The following is a 20,375-nucleotide window of genomic DNA, read 5'->3' on the forward strand; positions in this document are numbered from 1 at the left end:
ATTCAAACAGTGTGGTTGCTTCTACCAATATTGTGGAATCCACTCTACTGTATGTTTACAGTTTTTTCATAAAAGGCCTGATCAAGTCCATGAAAGCCCCTTTTTATACTGGCATAGTTCTTTCAAATATGTCTCTAATTATTCACTTTAAAATTAGAGACATGAGTTATACCGAAAAGTTAATTGACAAGTTAAATGATGTTTTAAGACGTTCTTATGATGCCATGGAGGGTTATGAAAACGCCATTGAAGATATGAGTGATGCACAGTTAGAAAACTTCTTCAAAAATCAGGTAATGGAAAGAAGAAGATTTGCTCAAGAGCTAGCTACAGAAGTTACAGCCTTGGGTGGAGAGCCTGTAACTCAGAGTAGTTTTAAAGCTTCGCTGCACAGAGCATGGATGGACTTGAAGTCTTCTGTAGCATCAAACAACGTGGAGAAAGTGCTTCAAGAATGTATTCGAGGTGAAGAAACAGCTCGTGACGATTATCAGGATATTTTGGAAAGCGACTTATCCCTTCCACCAAGTGTAACTAACATGCTGAAAAATCACAAATTCAGTATTGAAGAAGCCATTGTTAAATTGAAAATGATGGAAAAAGTAGCTTAGAGACTGGAGTAGTTGATTTGTTTAAAACACCGCATTTAGCCTTAGGGTTAAATGCGGTGTTTTTTATAACTAGATATTAGATAAAAAAGCACCAAGATTACATAAGGCCATTCGTAGCGATTAGCTTAGAAGAATCCTCATTGAATTGAAAAGATCACATTACAAGAAAGACTAAATCAGCTAAGGTAAGAGCCTGCATAATGAAGATTAACGCACTCATTTTTCTTCCATGCCGATAAGCGAATCCCATAACCAAGAGCACAAGCAATGGAAGTATAAGGCCAGAATACCGCCTCAAAGAATGCGTGCGTGTACTTTCATCTTCGGTTAGTTGATAGCGATTAACTTCCTTGAATATGCGGGAAATACGGTAGTTCACAGTATCACCTTCATTAACTGTTTTTGCAAAATCTTCCGACACAGAAAAATCGTGTTGCCCAGTAGTTAGCTTGTATGAATAATGGTAGTTCTGGGCGGCATTGTAATACTGTTGTCGTTCTGCTTGGACTTTTATCACCTGATCTGTAAAGGATTTTCCGGGTAGCGCAAAGTCCATAATAATCACCAAGGCAATCAATATGAATAGACTGTATAAAATGGGGCGGAGCTTAAAGGTAGACTTGTTCATTGGCAAGCCCTAAATTAACAAAGCTTTTGGCCTTTGTGGCATAATAAGAGAATTGGTTTCTTCACCGCAAAGAACGCGGTGTACAATTTACCGTCACTCTGAGGTTGAAGTTTGAAAAACGAAACCGCGAGAGTCTGCCTGTTCGGAGGGATAGTGCAAAGAGCAGACAGATTCTCGCGGTCATTCACATTGTGTATCCACAAGTGAATTCCCTCAGAATGACGGGAAGAATTAGCAGCTATCACCAATTCAGCACTTCATTTGCTAAATCTTCCCAATTAGGGTTGACCGAATTGATGAGCTTTTCCTTATTAATTCTGGTCTTTGCTTTAATCGCTTTTTCCATTTGAATGGCTTCCTCTATTGAGGAAAAGTGTTCCATGTAAACCAGCACTGTCAAATTATATTTAGCCGTAAAGCTCTTTGGGAAAGCCTTATCACGATGTTGTCTAAGTCTGGCGCCTAAATCCGAAGTAACACCAGTATACAGGGTAGTTCTATTTTTATTCGTCAAAATGTAAACTGAGCCACCATAAGCCATAATTGAATTTATCAAAATTGAAGAAGATTTGCTGAGAAAGGAACTAAAATTTACCGTCACTCTGAGGTTGAAGTTTGAAAAACGAAACCGTGAGAGTCTGTTTGTTTGGAGAGAGGGTGCCAAGAACCAACAGATTCTCGCGGTCGTGTATTTCTCTATCGTGAAATACTCTCCCTCAGAATGACGCTCCGAATTGGTCTTATTGAAAAGAAAACGGACATAGTCCTTGACTAATAGTTGTTAACAGGTTTGGAGAACCCGCGACAGTGGGACTATAAATAACCGTCACTCTGAGGTTGAAGTTTGAAAAACGAAACCGTGAGAGTCTGTCTGTTCGGAGAAAGGGTGCCAAGAACCAACAGATTCTCGCGGTTGTGTATTTCTCTATCGCGAAATGCTCTCCCTCAGAATGACACTTCGAATGGGTCTTGTCTTGTAGTCATCTTGATCCCGAAGTATCGCGGAGACTCAGGATCTGCCCGTAGAAGCATACCAAATTAAAGAATGGATAGGGGGCTTGATTAACACTTGGTCACAGTTTCTGAGAACCTGAGGCAGTGGTTTATTCTGTTTCACTCCCCTTAATTTCTTGGGCTACTTGTTCTTGTTTCAAATACTTCACACTTCTACCATCAAAATTGACTATCCCGTCCCTGTGAAATGAATATATTATTTCTCTGATTTCAGTCTTATTATAACCCTTTGATTCATTACATAAATTATCGAAAGACGTTTCAACTTTGTCTGACAAATAGCCTAAAATATAAAACTTTAAAGTGTTAGGCTCACTCGTATTGGTTTCTCCTACAGAAGAGGTGAAAATGTGTTTCTGCATCAAGTCCATCTGACCTTTTAGTGCTCCAAACGTGTCAGTATATGTTCTATCAGAGAGTTTCTCTAGTTTTTCTATAGCATTTTTTATATCGACATATATAAATCCTGTTTCTTTATTCTGCTTACTACTTTCTCTATAAAACCAAAAGGATAGCATAATAGCACCTACCGACAGAATTGTAGAGATTACGATAGAAATAATATTTAATAAAATTTGCGAATCCATATTCTAGAAATTTCGTGCTCGTAGCCAGTTGTATTCTTCTTCTTTATGCCCTATTGCCGACCAGTTACCTTGAACTCTGATTACAATAAGCTTGTCATTTGCAGATGTGAAGTTTCTTAAGTTATCAATAACTTGTCTAGATGTATGTTTTGTTTCAATAAACCAAGTAGATTCGGATTGATGCCACCAGAGTCCGTAGCTTTGAATAGCTTCTATTAAAGATTCATAGTTTTTACTTTTTAGATCATATGATATGCAATACACCGCCATATTTAATACTTATTTCCTTTATAATCTTGATGTTAACGTGTCGGAAAGTTGCCTAAAACTTTTCGAAAAACCAATAGCCGTTTTCAACCACAAAAAAGCCCAACTCTCTCGAATCGGGCTTTCAGTACTTTAGGTTTTGAAGGGAAATTACTTTCTCTTCATTACTCTTTTAACGGCTTTCACGATGTTTTCAGCATCGATACCGTATTTCTTCATCAGTTGCTCTGGCGTTCCACTTTCACCGAAAGAATCATTCACCGCTACCATTTCTAATGGGGTAGGGAGGTTAAGTGCTAAAGTCTGTGCTACGCTATCGCCCAAACCACCATTCATTTGGTGTTCTTCGGCAGTCACTACACAACCTGTTTTCTTAGCAGATTCAATAATCGCTTGAACGTCTAATGGCTTAATAGTGTGAATGTTAATCACTTCTACGCTAATGCCTTCTTTGGCCAAAACGGCTTCTGCTTCAATGGCTTCCCATACCAAATGACCTGTAGCAAAGATGGTTACATCATTTCCTTCAATCATTTTAATGGCTTTACCAATTTCGAATTTTTGGTCAGCAGGCGTGAATACAGGCACTTTTGGTCTCCCAAAACGCAAGTACACTGGGCCTTCAAATTCAGCAATGGCAATGGTAGCCGCTTTAGTTTGGTTGTAGTCACATGGGTTGATCACCGTCATGTGCGGTAACATTTTCATCAAACCTATGTCTTCCAAAATCTGGTGTGTTGCACCATCTTCACCCAAAGTTAACCCTGCGTGAGAAGCACAAATCTTTACGTTTTTACCAGAGTAAGCAATCGACTGGCGGATTTGATCGTAAACACGACCTGTAGAGAAATTGGCGAAAGTACCTGTGAAAGGAATTTTACCGCCAATGGTCAAACCAGCTGCCACACCCATCATGTTGGCTTCAGCAATACCCACTTGGAAAAATCTTTCAGGAAATTCATCGATGAAATCCTGCATTTTTAAAGAGCCCACAAGGTCGGCACAAAGCGCCACTACTTCAGGGTTGGTACGTCCTAATTCCAATAAACCAGCACCGAAGCCAGAACGCGTATCTTTTTGATCTGTATATGTAAATTTCGTCATTGCTGCTTATTAATAGTCTCCAAGGGTTTCTTCTAACTGGGCCAAAGCGGTAGCCAATTGTTCATCGTTTGGCGCTACGCCATGCCATTTGTGCGACCCCATCATAAAGTCTACACCGGCACCCATTTCAGTTTTCATAAGGTTAACTACTGGTTTTCCTTTACCAGAAAGTGATTTCGCTAAGCTCATGGCGTTGATTACAGACTTCATGTCGTTACCATCGCTTTCAATCACGTCCCAACCAAAGGCTTGCCATTTGGCTTTCAAGTCCTTAAGATCCATTACATCAGATGTAGGGCCGTCAATTTGCTGACCGTTATAGTCTACCGTAGCAATAAGGTTATCAATTTTATGGTGAGCTGCATACATGGCTGCTTCCCAAACCTGACCTTCGTCAAGTTCTCCATCGCCCATCAAAACATACACGCGTTTGTCGTCCTTGTTCAGTTTTTTAGCTTGAGCTGCTCCACAGGCTACAGAAAGGCCTTGGCCTAATGAACCTGATGCTACACGAATTCCGGGTAAACCTTCTTCAGTAGCAGGGTGGCCCTGAAGCCTAGAGTCTAATTTTCTGAAAGTGGCAAGTTCGGATACAGGAAAGTAACCGCTACGGGCCAAAATGCTGTACCAAACCGGAGAAATGTGCCCGTTCGATAAAAAGAACATGTCTTCGTCTCTTCCATCTGGATCAAATGGCTTTTTGATGTCCATAATGTTGAAGTACAAAGCAGTAAGGAAATCGGTGCATCCTAAAGAACCACCTGGGTGACCAGAGTTCACGGCATGTACCATTCGTACAATATCACGCCTTACCTGAGAAGCTGTTTTCTCTAGGGTTTCAATACTAGGTTTATTCACGCTGTATTTATGATTGGTTAAAAATTATTTCAATATCTGAGCGGTGTGGTCTTTGGTTTTTACTTTCGCAATCACTTCTTCAATCACTCCGTTTTCATCAATTATAAATGTTGTGCGGGCAGTTCCCATATAAGTTCTGCCATACATCGATTTTTCTACCCAAGTTCCAAACTGCTCATGAATGCTTTTGTCTTCATCGGCAATTAGCGGAAATGGAAGTGCGAATTTATTAATAAAATTTTGATGCTTCTTTGCCGAATCCGAACTAATCCCAACAATTGCGTATCCGGCCTCTAAAAGGGCATTATAATTATCTCTAAGGTTGCATGCTTCAGCGGTACAGCCGGGGGTATTGTCTTTTGGGTAGAAGAACAGAACTAATTTCTTTCCAGCAAAATCAGAAAGTTTGATTGGGTTACTGTCTTGATCGATTCCTTCAAAGTTTGGGGCTTTATCGCCTGCTTGTAATGCCATAATTAAAGTTTTAACGTTAGGGTTTTCTTGTTTCCAGCGTAATCTGTTACTGTTAAAGCAAAATCTCCCTTCAATGGTTTGCTCTTATCTAAAGTTTCTGACCAAATTAATTTTCTTTTGGAGTCGTAGTTCATTAAAAGCCATTCTCCGTTAATCGTAGCCTCGTATTCTTTAATGCCCGAAAGTTCATCGTCAATATTGAAATAGAGAATTCCGTTGCTTGATGCACGTTGATTGATTGTAGGAGGGGTTAAATCTCTGATCAGTGTGAAACTACCAAAGGAGGAAATGGCAAACCTGATTTTTCCTTCACTCCAATTGCCACCTACAAAGCTTGCATTGCCCGAATTACTCAGGGCATAGGCCTGAAATTGTTCTAATGTATCATATTGCATCAGCGGAACAAGCTCTATTTCCACAATTCCCCTTAAAGCGGAAACTTCATTACCAATTTGTAATACTTCAATCTTTTTGTCTTCATCTACATAATGCCTCGCTTTTAAATAAAGCGTGTCAAACAAAGTGTTTTTACCAAAAGCAGCCGAAAAGGAATTGGAGAGATAGGAGTGTTCCTTTTCAGAAGGAATCATATCAATAAAGTCAATTTCCTCTTGGTCGTCTCCGAAATCAATGGTTTTTGGTAGGCCTTTATTCAAATCTACTAAGTAAACGTTTTCCTCACCATCAGAATAAGCGGGTTCTAGAATGTGCGAGCCTTGCTGGGTGTACACGGTAATGTTGTTAAGCTCGTCTTTGCGTTTTCTGTTAATTTGTAATGTGTTATCCAATAAATAGGAATGATTTCTACGGTCTACTTGAGCCAGTTCAGTAGGACTTGCCTTTTCTCCTTTTGCATTGAATGAAACCCTGCGTTGGTTGCCATAAGCATCGGCCATTATAATCTGGAAAAGGTAGATAGAGTCTTGCTGTGGATAAAAGAATCCACGGTTTTTCATGTCGTTGTAAAAGCCCAAACTGTTTCCATCATCGATATAGAGCTTATTATAGCGTCTTCTGGTTTCTTGCTCAGCTTGGTAATTGGTGAGTGACTTAATATTGTATTGTAAAGAAAAGTTGACAGAATCAATTCTTTGACTGAACAGCAATTCTTGATTTTGATATACATCTATTTCTGGTACACCATTTTTATTGGCAGCACCATCTAGTTTGTCATGTGCCCAAATTTCGAAACCAATTTTGCCCGCGGTGCGAATGGTGTCGGTAATCACATATTCATTTCCTCGCTTTTCTAGGTTGAATTCGAACCTACCAAATTGCCCATTTACTCTTGAATTGATGTTCATGGTTTTCAAGGCAATTCTTTCGGCAATAGGAGCGATTTTATCTTTGATTTCGGTAAAGCCAATTCTTAACGGATCGAGTACTTCTTGATTGGCATCTCTAATTTCAAAATGAAGGTGTGGTCCGGTAGATGAACCCGAGTTACCTGAGTAACCCAATACTTCACCTTTCTTCAGTTTAAATCTTCCGCGATCAGGAAATAGGTTTACCGTAAATGATTTTTGCTTGTACTGGCTTTCTAATACGTATTTGGCTAGTTCATCATTAAAGCGTTGTAAATGGGCATACACTGTTGTGGTGCCATTTGGGTGAACCACGTATACAGCATTGCCATAGCCTCCGGTAGATACCGCAATTCGACTTACATAGCCCTCGGCAGCAGCATATACATTGAGCCCTTCCACGCCATTGGTTTTAATGTCGAGCCCAGCATGGAAATGCGAGGCGCGCAACTCACCCATATTTCCAGCCAAATAATTGGTGCGTTCTGGCTGTATGGGGAATTGATAATAGCCTTTTTCGATCTTGCTGTATTGTGCAAAGGTCGAAACGGTAATAAATAAAAGGGGTAATAATAAGAGTCTACTTAATCTCAACTTCCAACATTTTTTCATTCTCTATATAAGCAGTAAGTGTGTCGCCAATCACCGTTTTACCAACACCAGCTGGTGTACCCGTAAAAATGATGTCTCCCTTCTTCAACGTAAAGTATTTTGAAATATGCTCAATGATGTCGTCAAAACTGAAAAGCATCATATTGGTATTTCCGTTTTGTTTTACTTCGCCATTTTGTTGTAAACTGAAATTCAAGTTGTTTAAATCAAACTTGTTTTTGCTCACAAATTCAGAAATGGGGGCAGAGCCATTAAAAGCCTTGGCTTTTTCCCAAGGTAAGCCTTTTTCTTTGCAGCGTTGCTGAACATCTCTGGCAGTGAAGTCAATTCCCACTCCAATTTCATCATAGTATTTGTGGGCGAATTTCTTCTCGATGTGTTTTCCTTCTCTACTTATTTTTAAAAGTATTTCTACTTCGAAATGAATATCATTTGAGAAATCAGGGTGATAGAAAGGTGCATTATTTCTCAATACAGCTGTATCGGGCTTTAGAAATACCACAGGTTCTGTAGGGCGTTCATTGTTTAATTCAGCAATATGCTCTGCATAATTACGGCCAATAGCAACAATCTTCATTCGGATAAGTTTAGTAAGGGTTGGATAACAAAATGGTAACCAGAGGACAAAATTAAAACTTCGATCTGATTTGACAACCTGTCATTTATGATCAATTTTGTGAAACAAAGGAATATGCCAGTATACCTTGTTGTTCAGGAAGATAGATTTTTAATAAAAGAGAATTTTTAGTGATGAGAAAATTAATAGCACTGAGTTTTATAGTGGCCTTGGTGATTGGCTGCACAACTGTGCCGATTACAGGCAGAAAACAACTTACTGGAGTTGTTGGGAGCGAACAAGTGATAGCAATGAGTGCCGATGCTTACAAACAGGTAATTGATTCTGTGCAGTTATCGAATAACCAAGAGCAAGTGGCCATGATCAGACGAGTAGGCACAAGAATTCAAAAAGCAGTTGAGCAATACATGAATAACAACGGTTATGATGGGCTTTTGGACGGTTTTGATTGGGAGTTTAACCTGATTGAAAGTGAGCAAGTAAATGCTTGGGCCATGCCGGGCGGAAAAGTGGCTTTCTATACTGGAATTCTTCCAGTTTGTAAGGACGATTTGGGTGTAGCTGTAGTAATGGGACACGAAGTAGCCCATGCGGTAGCTAAACATGGACAGGAGCGAATGAACCAGAATTATGCTAAGCAAGTGGGCTTAAGTATAGGTGCGGTGGCATTGGGGCAAGATCCGACAATGGCGCAGCAAATGGTTTTTCAGGCTGTGGGTTTAGGAACTGATCTAACACTTTTGAAATTTTCAAGAACACATGAGTCGGAAGCTGATGAGTTGGGCTTAACCTTTATGGCTATTGCTGGATATAACCCGAGTGAAGCGCCTAAATTTTGGGAAAGAATGTCGGCTGGAAGTGAAGGACAAGCACCACCAGAGTTTCTTTCAACACACCCTAGCCACGAAACCAGGATTGATAGATTGAACGCGGCATTGCCAAAGGCAATGGAGTACTATAATAAGAGTACATTGAAGTAATTAATATTCGCTCTTCGGAGCTTTTGAATATGTCAGGTAGTTATTCGGAGGGCTTTTGTCCTCCGTTTTTTTTGCAAGGTTGTCTCGTCCCTACAGGACTTTATAAGAATAGGGGCTTAAAAGGGTTACCCTTGGTTATGTTATTTAGCCCTTTCAGGGCTAAGGGGAGCCGAATGCTTTCCTGCCAACACCAAGAAACAAGCTTTTAACAAAGCCCGTTTCCTGATAACTGATAACTGATAACTGATAACTGATAACCAATAGCTAATCTCTCTTAACCAATAACTACCTCCCCCCAGTCTTCTCAATTGTTAAGGTTCTATTCTTCTTCTCAAGGGCTTTGTTGAATTTCTCGATATCGTTTTCCTTGATTTGCTCGAACTGTTTTACCGCGTTTTGTAGGCGTTCATTCAAAATTTCGGAAACTTCTCCTTGTTGATCAGTAGGGCGGAAGTCAATACCACTGCCATTGATGTCGCTGGCCAAGGCACTTAATCGACCGTAGAGTTTCATCGGAGAACGGAAGGCATCTTCACGTGCTCCTGTCAAATGGATGTCGTAGAGCTTGCTGGCAATATCTTCAGCAATGGCTTTTAAGCGAATCGCCTCTTTCTGAATTTTCTTGTCGCTTTCTTCGGCAATTATGGCCTCCAATTCGCTACGTAAAACTTCCACTGCATTAATGCTACTGACAGCTATGTTCATGGCATCGCGCAATTGTAAAGAAAAGTCCACTTGCGCTTGAATATCGGCAATGGTGCCTTCAGAGAAGGGATCTTTCAGTACATTGAATTCTTGTGTGACTTCCTTCTGAACTTTATCGTTACTGTCCATTATTTTCAGCACAGCTTTGTATTTGCCCGGCACCACTCGTGGTCCCAGCTGGCCAGCATTCAAATCCAAATCCCAAGTAGTGAGCGGGCGCCAGCCCTCACCATTCAATTGTACCCAAGGACGGCCAGGAGGTTGCGTTCTCAATTGTGGTCGGTATGTAGATTCATACCTGAGATTCCAAACGGTACGGTTTACACCAGCATCTTTAGACGGTTCCATGGTTCGGATCACATCACCATCCATCGACTGAATCTCTAATAGCAATTTGCCATTATGTTTCTGTGGTAGATAGTAATTGATGATGGCACCATTGGGAGGGTTTTGCCCCGAGTTATTACTTGGCCCATCGGTTTTAATACTTTCTCTTGAATTGAAGCGATAAGTGTCGCGCATTTCAAAAACTTGAGGTTCACTACCCAGTTTGTCTGCGTTACGGATAGCCCCTAAATCATCTAAAATGTAATAACCACGGCCATAAGTACCTACTACCAAGTCGTCAAAACGTTCCTGTACTTCCATCCAATACACTGGAGCAGGGGGTAAGTTGTTTCTCAATCTAGCCCAAGTTTTTCCATCGTTATGACTGATGTAAATTCCCTTGTCGATACCTGCGTAAAGCATTCCTCCTCTTTTTGGATCTTCCTTTACTACATGCACAAAACTTGATTCCGACTTTGGAATTCCATCCGATATTTTCGTCCAGGTCTTTCCGTAATCAGCTGTTTTATAAATGTATGGATCGAAATCTCCCATTTGGTGAAGATCAACCGAAATGTAAGCTGTAGCCGCATTGTATTTAGAAGGATGAATATTGGCAATTGTGCCCCAAGCGGGCAAGCCTTTGATATTGGCTGTAAGGTTCGTCCAGTTTTTTCCAGCATCACGGGTCAATTGTACTTGGCCGTCATTCGTTCCCACCCAAATTAAACCTGCCTCTAAAGGCGATTCTTCAATGGCGAAAAGAGTAGCGCCATCAAAAGTCATCAAGTTGTCAATGGCCACTCCACCAGAACTTTCTTGGTGGCTTTTATCATTCAATGTCAAATCCGGACTGATGATTTGCCAGCTTTGGCCGCCATCGTCAGATTGGTGTACGAATTGACTTCCTACATACACTCTGTGTTTCACATGGGTTGAAAAGCTCAAAGGGAAGTTCCAATGCCAGCGGTATTTCATGTCTTTTGGTGCCCAGCCGTAACCAGCTTCTGGCCAAACCCGCACTTCTCTAGAATAGCCAGTGCGTAAATCATGTCTTTCTAATCCACCGTCATAACAACCTGACCAAACAATATTATTATCGTTCGGGTCTGGCTTCGCGAAGCCACTTTCGCAGCCTCCAACCCCTTTCCATAAGCCTAAAGGAATGTAGCCTTGCAGCGAATTGCTTGGCCCCATATATGACCAACCGTCTTGTCTGTTTCCGAATACATTGTATGGAACTTGATCATCTACCGAAACGTGGTACATCTGAGCAATTGGTAGCACTACACGCTGAAAAGAACGGCCATGATCTAAAGTGATACTTGCGCCTCCATCGTGGGCTACCATCATTCGATCAGGGTTGGTAGGGTCAATCCACATATCGTGATTGTCGCCACCACCGCTCGGAGGCCTTCTTTCTCTTGTCTTTCCACCATCAAGTGATTGCACAAAACGTACGCTAAGCGAATACACTTCATCTGGGTTTCCTGTGCCCACTGCGATTCTGGTATAATAAGGTGCGCGCTCGTTCCAATCATGGTCTTGACTCATCAAAGTCCATGTTTCGCCTTTGTTATCCGATCTCCAAAGCTCTGGGCTGTTAATCTCAAATAGCGCATAAACCACATTTGGATTGCTGTAAGAAACGGCCACTGCGGTTTTTCCCACAGGTCTTTTTTCTCCTCCGGGAAGGCCTTTTAAGTTCATCGGCTTCCAAGTATCACCACCGTCCATAGAGCGGTAAATGCCGCCACCGTTACCACCACTATTCAAACCCCACGAATTGATGTGCACAGACCACATGGCAGCATAGAGAATGTTTGGGTTTTTAGGATCAATGGCTAAATCGGAAGCGCCTGTGTTTTCGTCAATGAAAAGAATCCGTTCCCAAGTGTCACCACCGTTTTTACTACGGTAGATGCCTCTTTCTTGCTGTGGGCCGTAAGTGTGACCTAACGATGCAGCATAAATTACCTTGGCATTGGTAGGATGAACAATTACGCGACCGATTCGGCCCGTTTTTTCTAAGCCTTTGTGTTCCCAAGTTCTACCAGCATCGGGTGAAAAGTAGATGCCATTGCCCATGGCATGGGCAGGACGAATGACAAATGTCTCTCCTGTTCCTACCCAAACTTGCTTAGGGTCGGTAGGGGCTAAGGCTACTGAGCCTATGGAGGAAATGTCTTGGTCATCGAAGATTGGACGCCAGCTTAGACCTCCGTTTTCGGTTTTCCATAGTCCGCCAGAAGCGGCACCAATGTAATTGACCATGGGGTTACTAGGTTCGCCAGCAATGGCAATGGCGCGGTTGCCCTCAGGTCCAATAAAACGGAAGCGTTGCGATCCGAATTGGTCATCGAGGCTAGTTTGAGCTGCAACGAATAACGGAGCAATAAAAAGTAGAGCTAAGAGAATGAATTTGTTGGTGCGCATAGTTGTGGTTGTTTCTTGAGCAAAAGATAGAAAATATTATTAGTATGAACCGCTTCAAATTTATTTGTGGGGAAATATGGATTCCACCTTAAGCATGAAATAATTAACATGTGTATATATTTAAATAGCAATAAATTAAAATATGATAATTATTGATTATTGACTTCAAAGCGCTGTTCCATTGTTTTTCCATTGACAGTGAATAGAAGGTTGTATTTTCCTCTAGGAATGAACTCATCAAAATTAACGAAATAGGGTTGGTCGCTTTCTACGGATTGTAGAATCAAATCCCAACGGTACTGGTTAATTCCTTTTTCACCTGCCAACTCTTTTGTCCAGATAATGTTTTCTTTTCCATCCTTAATCATTAAACTGACTTTTGCCGCAGTGGGCAAATAATAGCTGATTGCAGTTCTGGTTAAGGTTTCATAATCAGGGTTTCGATGCGTGTCGCCATAAGCGGGTCTTTTAAATTCAGGTAAGTTGAAAAGAAAAGGTGCTTGGCTGTTTTCAGGCATTTTATGCACAGGCTTTAAATTTACCTTGTACAGTCCACGGCCATGTGTGGCCACCACTAAATCCATACTTTTTCTATTGATTTCCAAATCTCCCACGGCTACTGCTGGTAGGTTTTTGCCTAAAATGGACCATGAATTTCCTCTGTTGGTTGAAATATAGACGCCTCGATAAAGCCCGGCATAGAGGATGTTTTCATTGATCGGATCTTCTAAAATTACGTTGGCAATTTCGTTGGGTAGGTTATTCATAATAGGTTTCCAGTTGGCACCATAATCCTCCGAAACATAGAGATAGGTATTCAGATCATCATAATTTAAACCCGTAAGCGCTACATAAACCCTAGAGGCTTTGAACTGCGAAGGCATAATGCTGCGGATGTAATTATTGGGTAAACCCGTGGAATGTTCCTCCCAGTTTTTGCCATCATCTTTGCTCACCCAAAACGCACCTTTGTCAGTACCCATGTAAAGCAATCCTTCCTGGAATTTCGATTCCACCAAAGCTCCCGCAGCAACAGATTTCTTTTGTGGATCGCTCGAAACGGCTAAATCTTGACTGATAACTTCCCAGCTATCACCTCGGTCAACACTCTTGAAAACGAAGTTCCCAGCATGATAAAGTGCTTTATTGTCGTGGGGTGAAATGAAATAGGGAGCTACAAAGTTGAACTCAAGATTCCCTGCATGTTCTTTGGGTAGCCGTGGTCTGATGGAAACCGAAGTCCCAGCTGTCATATCCTTCCTTCTGGCTGCGCCATTTTGCATGCTGAAATAAACCGTATTGGGGTCTGTGGGATCGACACATGTCACGCAGCCATCTCCACCACTCCAAGCGTCTACCCAAATGTATTTCCAGTCTTTATGGTAGCGTGGGTCATATTCTGAAGAAGGGCCGTAAACGCTGGCATCATCTTGCACACCACCATAAATCATATATGGCTCTTGTTCATCCAATGAAATGTCATAGAATTCGCCTGTTGGAATATTGTTGTGATGAAGCCAGTTTTTGCCTTTGTCCATGGTGGTGTATAGCCCACCATCATTCACTAAAGCCATATGATTTGGGTTGGCTGGGTTGATCCATAATTCGCAATGATCTAAATGCAAAGGGTCGGCAGCACTGGGGAAGAGGTGATAGACATCTCCACCGACATAATCGAAGGTTTTTCCACCGTTGACGCTGTGTGCCATGCGCGGGCCGAGGCCGTAAATTTCATCATCGTTTTGTGGATTCACGTACATGTCAGCAAAATACCAGCCGATAGTTGAGAAGAAAGGGAGTCCTTTTTCATGTGTCATTTGCCAGTTTTTCCCACCATCTATACTTTGAAAAAACTTGGCTGCTCCTTCATTTTGGTCTCGATTTCTATGGTCCATTAAAGCATAAACTTTATTAGGGTTGGTGTAAGAAACCGCTAAACCAATTCGACCTACATTAGCATCCTGAATCATTCCGTTGGTTACTTTCTTCCATGTTTTCCCAGCATCTTCGCTTTTATAAACCCCGCTACCTAATCCGTTTACTTCAGGGCTGTGTTGCCACATAGAAGCATACATAATGTTGGGGTTGGAGGGCGAAATCACAATGTCATTTCCACCAGTTTGGTCATTTACAAAGAGTACATGCTGCCATGTTTTTCCACCGTCTTCAGTTCTGTAAATTCCCCTTTCCGCATTATCAGACCAAAATTTACCCAGAACCGCAACCAAAGCAATATCTGGATTGGTAGGGTGAATAGCGATTTCTCCAATGTGCCAAGAGTCGGTGAGGCCAAGGTGTTTCCAGCTTTCTCCGGCATCATCAGAGCGATAAACACCTGTACCCGGCATGGTGAAGTTTCGAGGCTTTTTCAGGCTTTCTCCAGTTCCTAAATAGAGAATATTGGGGTTAGAAGGAGCGAGTGCTACATCTCCAATCCCTAAGGCCGCTTGATTTTCAAAAATGGGTTTCCATGTAAGCCCGTTATTGATGGTTTTCCAAAGATTCCCCGAACCAAAAGCTACATACATTGTTCCCGGATTTGTAGGATCAACTTGAATGGCATCTGCCCTTGCTGAATTGATGGTGGGGCCGATTTGAATCCATTCCAGACCAAATTCAGTATTGGCTTTCATGTTTTGGTAATCCTTAAATGAAGCCATTAATGGATTTTGACTTTGCTGTGCGCTTAGAGATGAAAGCGAAAAAAATAGCAGCGCAATGGAAAGAATGATAAAGCGAAATATTTTCATATCGAACATTAGTAAGCCTCAAAATACATAAAACATAATTCAGCTTGAATGAAAGATTGATCGATGGTGAAATGATTTTTTATCTTTGAGTTCCAATAAAATCCTTCACCTCGTTCAGGATAAGAAAGAGGAACGTATGGGATTCTTATTTATCAGGCTAAATATCAAAACATGAAACGACTCTATTTTCTTCTCATCCTTTTTTGTATATCATTTTCACTGTCAGCGCAATATGGAAATGGACGATATACTTTCGTTTTTCTAAATACCAACCCGAATAAAACTGAAATCTCTAAGGCTGCCGTAGACTCTTTACAAGCTGGGCATTTGAACAATATCAATCGCTTAGTGAAAGAGAAGAAGATGATCGCTGCTGGGCCGTTCTTTACTGGCGGAGGTGTTTTCTTATTTGATACTGATATGGAAGAGACTCAAGCCATTCTGAATTCTGATCCTGCCATTGCTGCTAATCGATATATTTTGGAAGTTTTCTCTACCGATCCTATTCCACACAATGCTGTAAATAAAACACTCTGTACACTTTGGGATAAAAATGAAGCCGATGTAGAAATGGCGATGAACTATTATTTTGTTCGGTACAAACCTAACAAGGCGGATGAGAATGTTGCCGCTGTTAAAACCAACCGTTTTACTGAGAATTTAATAAAGGCTGTTTCTAAGAAAAGTGGCCAAAGTACCATAATAGGGGCTTTAAATCTCAATGATAATGAAGGCCAACTGATTTTTTACCAGTCTGATATTGAAGGAGGAATGGAAGCTGATTTTGCTGCCCATGAGCTGGTAAAAAAGGGTTTAATGACTTATGAACACAGTCAGATTTATTTTCCTAAAGGAGTGTTTTGTGAGGTGAAATAGATCGAAGGGTTTCATCTACACTTTACTGGTGTAAAGCCTTCTTTTTCAGGGTTGTATTTAAAGCATTCTTCTGAAATCAGTACCATTTCATTATTTTCCACCTTGTATTTTGCTATTGAGTATTCATTGCCCATACAACAGGAATTTCGCTCGTAAATGATCTTGTTTTTGTAATCAAATTCCAAAGACACTCCTTCATAGTTGCTTACGAAATATTCGTTATTTTTTGGATCTCTCAAAATATAGATATGAGAACTGTTTGTCCCAGTATATGATGCTTCAAAAATGGAAACATCGATTACTCCATCAAAGTTGAAATCTCCAAAATTAAGTCGATTAATTACACTGTAGTCACAATTTAGGGGTATTTCTTGTTCTAATGCACCATTTACTTTGTTGTAAACTTTAAGTCCTGTAACCCTTGCTGTGTTTTTCAACTCTTGACTCACGATCAATTTAAAATAATGTTCTTCTGTTGATTCTGGTTGAAGTAATTCCAAATTTTCGAATGCTTGATCATCATAATATTTGAAACTAATTTCCTTGCTCAGGTTGATCGTAATTCTTTTATCTAAATCATTACTTTTCCATTCACCAATAATGGTAGTATCACTGGGGTCAAAATCAGAAAAAACTATTGTGTCACCTAAACTTTTTTCTGAGCCTATTAGCGTGAGTCTTCTCTCATTTAGCTTCCCTATAAATTTTAAGGGAGGCTTTGATAGACCTCCGATTGATAGGGCGCTAGTATAATCACCTGAAAAGTGATAAAAAGTGAACGAAACTGTTTGTTCATCAGCCGAGCCTGAATACACAGATGTCTGAGCTATTGTATTATTGTAAATGGTAGCAAGTAGAAGATAAATAAATAACTTCATAGGATTTGGAGTAGAATAATGGTGGGTTGAATCTACACTTTAAATCATATTTTGTATGACTTACAATCAAACTTTTCTTAGAAATTTAATCTGGTCTGTTTATAAGAAAAATGGCCAAAGCACCGTAATAGGAGCTTTAAATCTCAATGATAATGAAGGATAACTTGTTTTTTATCAGTCTGATATTGAAGGAGGAATAGAAGCTGAATTTGCTGCCCATGAGCTGGAAAAAAGGGTTTAATGACTTATGAACACAGTCAGGTTTATTTTCCTAAAGGAGTGTTCTGCGAAAAATGAATTAAAAAAATGTTTGATTATAAAAACAAACTACTTTCCTTTGAGCCAACAATGAGAACAAATACTATTATTATCACCCAAATTATTACTGTCGTGAAAACGTGATGGGAGGGGATGATATAGTTTAAAATATCAAAAGCCTTTCCCAATCGGAAAGGCTTTTTTTATGTCCGATGAACTTGTTTCAGAACCCGTAGGAATTTAAAGAATTAAGAATACATGTTAAAGTACACAACCATTATTACAGTAGTCATTATTACCACCCGGACGGGGTGAAATAGGATACTATTGTCAATGCATTAGAAGCCTTTTTCACCCAGTGAGAAAGGCTTTTTTAATGTCCAAATGTCAATATCAACAGCAAAATATAGCCAGAAATCAAGATGTTGAAATTGTAAGTGGTGAGAATGTAAAGTGTTGAATTACAGTGGTTATTAAAAATAATTGCCGTTCACTGAGATTGTAGAAGAAGAGAAATTCAAAGCCAGAATGAAAAAGAGTCCAGATAATTTTAAACCATAAAATGATGTATTACGAATCAAATACCACAGTTTTTTTAGATGGCCAATGGCTGAAAGCCTCAGAGGCTAGCGCTAGTTTATACAGTCAAAGTATGCACTACGGAAGTGGAGTCTTTGAAGGGATTCGTGCCTATGATGTACACGGAACGCCCGCTGTATTTAAAGCGGAAACACATTATGAAAGGCTATTGACTTCAGCAGCGTCAATGCATATTCCTTGTAATTACTCGGTAGCGGAATTAACAGAGCTGACTTATGAATTACTAGAGAGAAATCAGTTGACGGATGCTTACATCCGTCCCTTAGTTTACTTGGGAGAAAACATGACTTTGAGTCCTGTAGATGAATCTCATCTGTTTCTTTGTGCTTGGGAATGGGGTAAATATTTAGGTGATAAAAGCCTAAATGTCATGGTTTCTTCCTATGAAAGACCAAACCCTCGCTCGGTGCCTGTTGCCGCTAAAGTTACGGGTCATTATACCAACTCCATTTTGGCCACAACCGAAGCCAAGCGCAAAGGCTTTGATGAGGCTTTACTTTTAGATGAGAATGGATCAGTAGCAGAGGGCAGTGGTGCTAATTTTTTCTTTGAACAAGATAAAGTGCTCTATACACCTCCATTAGGTAATATTCTTCCAGGAATTACTAGAGAAACGGCTATGGACATAGCTAGAGGTTTAGGCTACGAGGTAGTGGAAGCCTATTTCCCCCCTGAAAAGGTAAAAGGAACTGATGGTGCCTTTTTTACAGGAACCGCTGTGGAAGTTGCAGGAATTGGTCTTTTAGATGGCAACCCTTTTCGCTTGCCTTGGGAAGAAACCATTGGTTATCAAGTAGCTAAAGCCTACCAGAAATTGGTTCGTCAACCTTCAACAACAAAACAAGAAACAATTTAATGGAACTGAATAAATATAGTAAGCGACTTACGCAAGATGAAACCCAACCAGCTTCGCAAGCCATGCTTTACGGTGTGGGTTTGTCAGAAGCGGACATGAAAAAGGCTCAGGTTGGAATCGTGAGCATGGGCTATGATGGAAATACCTGCAACATGCATTTGAATAAGCTTGCTGAGCAAATCAAAGTGGGGGTATGGAACAATGATTTGGTTGGGCTAATCTATCATACCATAGGTGTTAGCGATGGCATTGCCAATGGCACCGAAGGCATGCGCTATTCATTGGTGTCCAGAGAAATCATAGCCGATTCTATTGAAGCGGTAGCTGGCGCACATTATTATGATGCCATCATTGCAGTGGCTGGTTGTGATAAGAACATGCCAGGATCAGTGATTGCTATGGCCAGATTGAACCGCCCCTCGATTATGCTTTATGGAGGCACGATTGCCTCGGGCTGCTACAAAGACAAGAAACTCAATATTGTTTCTTCATTTGAAGCATTGGGAGAACGTTTTTCTGGAAATATTTCGGATGAAGACTACAAAGGAGTAATCAAAAATTCATGTCCTGGTGCAGGTGCTTGCGGTGGAATGTATACCGCTAACACCATGTCGTCTGCCATTGAAGCCTTAGGAATGTCTTTGCCCTACAGTGCTTCAAACCCCGCGGTAAGTGCGGTGAAAAATAAGGAGTGTGACGAAATAGGCAAAGCCATAAAGCACCTGCTTGAACTGGATTTGAAGCCCAGAGATATCATGACCAAAAAGTCATTTGAAAATGCCATTCGATTGGTGATTGTTTTAGGAGGCTCCACCAATGCCGTAATGCATTTATTGGCCATAGCTAAGAGCATTGATGTCGATTTAACACTAGCTGATTTCCAACGACTATCCGATTCCACTCCGCTTTTAGGCGACTTAAAACCTAGTGGTAAATATCTGATGGAAGATCTTTTCAATGTTGGAGGAGTGCCCGCGGTAATGAAGTATATGTTAGAAAAGGGTATGATTCACGGTGAATGCCTCACTGTTACTGGAAAGACTGTAGCTGAGAATCTAGCGAATGTGCCTTCACTTACTCCAGAGCAGAAGGTAATTAGACCCACTGAGAACCCAATAAAGCCGCAAGGTCACCTACAAATGCTTTTTGGCAATTTGGCTGAAGAAGGTGCTGTAGCAAAAATCACAGGGAAAGAAGGCGAAAGATTTGAAGGCAAAGCCATTGTTTTCGACAATGAATTTTTGGCGATTCAAGGTATTCAAGAAGGAAAAGTGAGGGCGGGGCACGTGGTAGTAATTCGGTACGAAGGACCAAAAGGCGGCCCAGGAATGCCTGAAATGTTAAAGCCAACTGCTGCCATTATGGGTGCTGGATTAGGCAACTCTGTAGCATTGATTACCGATGGACGATTTTCCGGTGGAAGCCATGGTTTTGTGGTAGGTCACGTCACTCCAGAAGCCCAAGAAGGTGGTACAATTGCCGTGGTTCGTGATGGCGACCCAATTACTATAGACGCCATTGAGAATAGAATTTCATTAGATATTTCTTCCGAAGAAATAGCCCAAAGGAAATCGGAATGGAAAGCCCCAGCCTTAAAAGTGACCCGTGGGGCATTGTACAAATATGCTAAAACAGTAGCCTCTGCATCAGAAGGTTGCATAACCGATAAGTAA

General features: G+C 40.8%; 17 protein-coding genes. 5 read left to right on the plus strand and 12 right to left on the minus strand.

Features of this window, described 5'->3' with window-relative positions; all coding sequences use genetic code 11:
* Positions 1–161: 161 nt before the first annotated feature.
* Complete coding sequence (locus AAC026_RS15945; protein WP_339609635.1) at positions 162–611, plus strand: PA2169 family four-helix-bundle protein; 450 nt, start codon at positions 162–164, stop codon at positions 609–611.
* Positions 612–765: 154 nt separating this feature from the next.
* On the opposite strand, the gene AAC026_RS15950 is transcribed toward AAC026_RS15945, so the two are convergent.
* From AAC026_RS15950 to AAC026_RS15990, 9 genes are all read right to left on the minus strand, one after another.
* A complete protein-coding gene (locus tag AAC026_RS15950) occupies positions 766–1,239 on the minus strand; it encodes a hypothetical protein (RefSeq protein ID WP_339700070.1) in 474 nt (157 codons plus the stop codon).
* Between the two features lie 241 nt (positions 1,240–1,480).
* A complete protein-coding gene (locus AAC026_RS15955; protein ID WP_246032574.1) occupies positions 1,481–1,795 on the minus strand; it encodes a GIY-YIG nuclease family protein in 315 nt (104 codons plus the stop codon).
* Positions 1,796–2,342: 547 nt separating this feature from the next.
* A complete protein-coding gene (locus AAC026_RS15960) occupies positions 2,343–2,840 on the minus strand; it encodes a hypothetical protein (protein WP_339700079.1) in 498 nt (165 codons plus the stop codon).
* Between the two features lie 3 nt (positions 2,841–2,843).
* Entirely contained in the window at positions 2,844–3,110 is a 267-nt protein-coding gene (locus AAC026_RS15965) for a hypothetical protein (protein WP_339700082.1), read from the minus strand.
* 147 nt (positions 3,111–3,257) lie between these two features.
* Positions 3,258–4,211 carry a transketolase family protein gene (locus tag AAC026_RS15970; protein WP_339700085.1) on the minus strand — a complete coding sequence of 318 codons (954 nt, stop codon included), beginning with the start codon at positions 4,209–4,211 and terminating at the stop codon, positions 3,258–3,260.
* Positions 4,212–4,220: 9 nt separating this feature from the next.
* Positions 4,221–5,069: a transketolase gene (locus AAC026_RS15975; protein WP_062592267.1), complete on the minus strand. Its 849-nt coding sequence runs from the start codon at positions 5,067–5,069 to the stop codon at positions 4,221–4,223.
* Between the two features lie 24 nt (positions 5,070–5,093).
* On the minus strand, positions 5,094–5,543 hold the full coding sequence (gene bcp / locus AAC026_RS15980; protein WP_062592265.1) for a thioredoxin-dependent thiol peroxidase: 450 nt from the start codon (positions 5,541–5,543) through the stop codon (positions 5,094–5,096).
* Positions 5,544–5,545: 2 nt separating this feature from the next.
* A complete protein-coding gene (locus AAC026_RS15985) occupies positions 5,546–7,441 on the minus strand; it encodes a M23 family metallopeptidase (protein ID WP_339700092.1) in 1,896 nt (631 codons plus the stop codon).
* Positions 7,428–8,036: a fumarylacetoacetate hydrolase family protein gene (locus AAC026_RS15990; protein WP_339607277.1), complete on the minus strand. Its 609-nt coding sequence runs from the start codon at positions 8,034–8,036 to the stop codon at positions 7,428–7,430. The genes AAC026_RS15985 and AAC026_RS15990 overlap by 14 nt, the downstream gene beginning before the upstream one ends.
* Before the next feature lie 173 nt (positions 8,037–8,209).
* Between AAC026_RS15990 and AAC026_RS15995 the strand changes: the two genes are divergently transcribed.
* Positions 8,210–9,016, plus strand: coding sequence for a M48 family metallopeptidase (locus tag AAC026_RS15995; protein WP_339607276.1), 807 nt, complete (start codon positions 8,210–8,212; stop codon positions 9,014–9,016).
* Between the two features lie 285 nt (positions 9,017–9,301).
* Here AAC026_RS15995 and AAC026_RS16000 read toward each other — a convergent pair whose 3' ends face one another.
* Positions 9,302–12,484: a glycosyl hydrolase gene (locus AAC026_RS16000; protein WP_339700095.1), complete on the minus strand. Its 3,183-nt coding sequence runs from the start codon at positions 12,482–12,484 to the stop codon at positions 9,302–9,304.
* A 149-nt stretch (positions 12,485–12,633) separates the two neighbouring features.
* The gene (locus AAC026_RS16005; protein WP_339700098.1) at positions 12,634–15,234 is read right to left on the minus strand and encodes a hypothetical protein; all 2,601 of its coding nucleotides are present in this window, start codon (positions 15,232–15,234) and stop codon (positions 12,634–12,636) included.
* A gap of 171 nt (positions 15,235–15,405) precedes the next feature.
* Here AAC026_RS16005 and AAC026_RS16010 point away from each other — a divergent pair, with 171 nt between their 5' ends.
* The gene (locus tag AAC026_RS16010) at positions 15,406–16,110 is read left to right on the plus strand and encodes a hypothetical protein (RefSeq protein WP_339700101.1); all 705 of its coding nucleotides are present in this window, start codon (positions 15,406–15,408) and stop codon (positions 16,108–16,110) included.
* Between the two features lie 11 nt (positions 16,111–16,121).
* Here AAC026_RS16010 and AAC026_RS16015 read toward each other — a convergent pair whose 3' ends face one another.
* Entirely contained in the window at positions 16,122–16,988 is an 867-nt protein-coding gene (locus tag AAC026_RS16015) for a hypothetical protein (protein WP_339700104.1), read from the minus strand.
* A gap of 820 nt (positions 16,989–17,808) precedes the next feature.
* On the opposite strand from AAC026_RS16015, the gene AAC026_RS16020 reads away from it, so the two are divergent.
* On the plus strand, positions 17,809–18,702 hold the full coding sequence (locus tag AAC026_RS16020) for a branched-chain amino acid transaminase (protein ID WP_339700107.1): 894 nt from the start codon (positions 17,809–17,811) through the stop codon (positions 18,700–18,702).
* Complete coding sequence (gene ilvD, locus AAC026_RS16025; RefSeq protein ID WP_339700109.1) at positions 18,702–20,375, plus strand: dihydroxy-acid dehydratase; 1,674 nt, start codon at positions 18,702–18,704, stop codon at positions 20,373–20,375. The genes AAC026_RS16020 and ilvD overlap by 1 nt, the downstream gene beginning before the upstream one ends.

The sequence above is a fragment of the uncultured Roseivirga sp. genome, assembly GCF_963973945.1.
In the GTDB taxonomy this organism is placed as follows: domain Bacteria; phylum Bacteroidota; class Bacteroidia; order Cytophagales; family Cyclobacteriaceae; genus Roseivirga.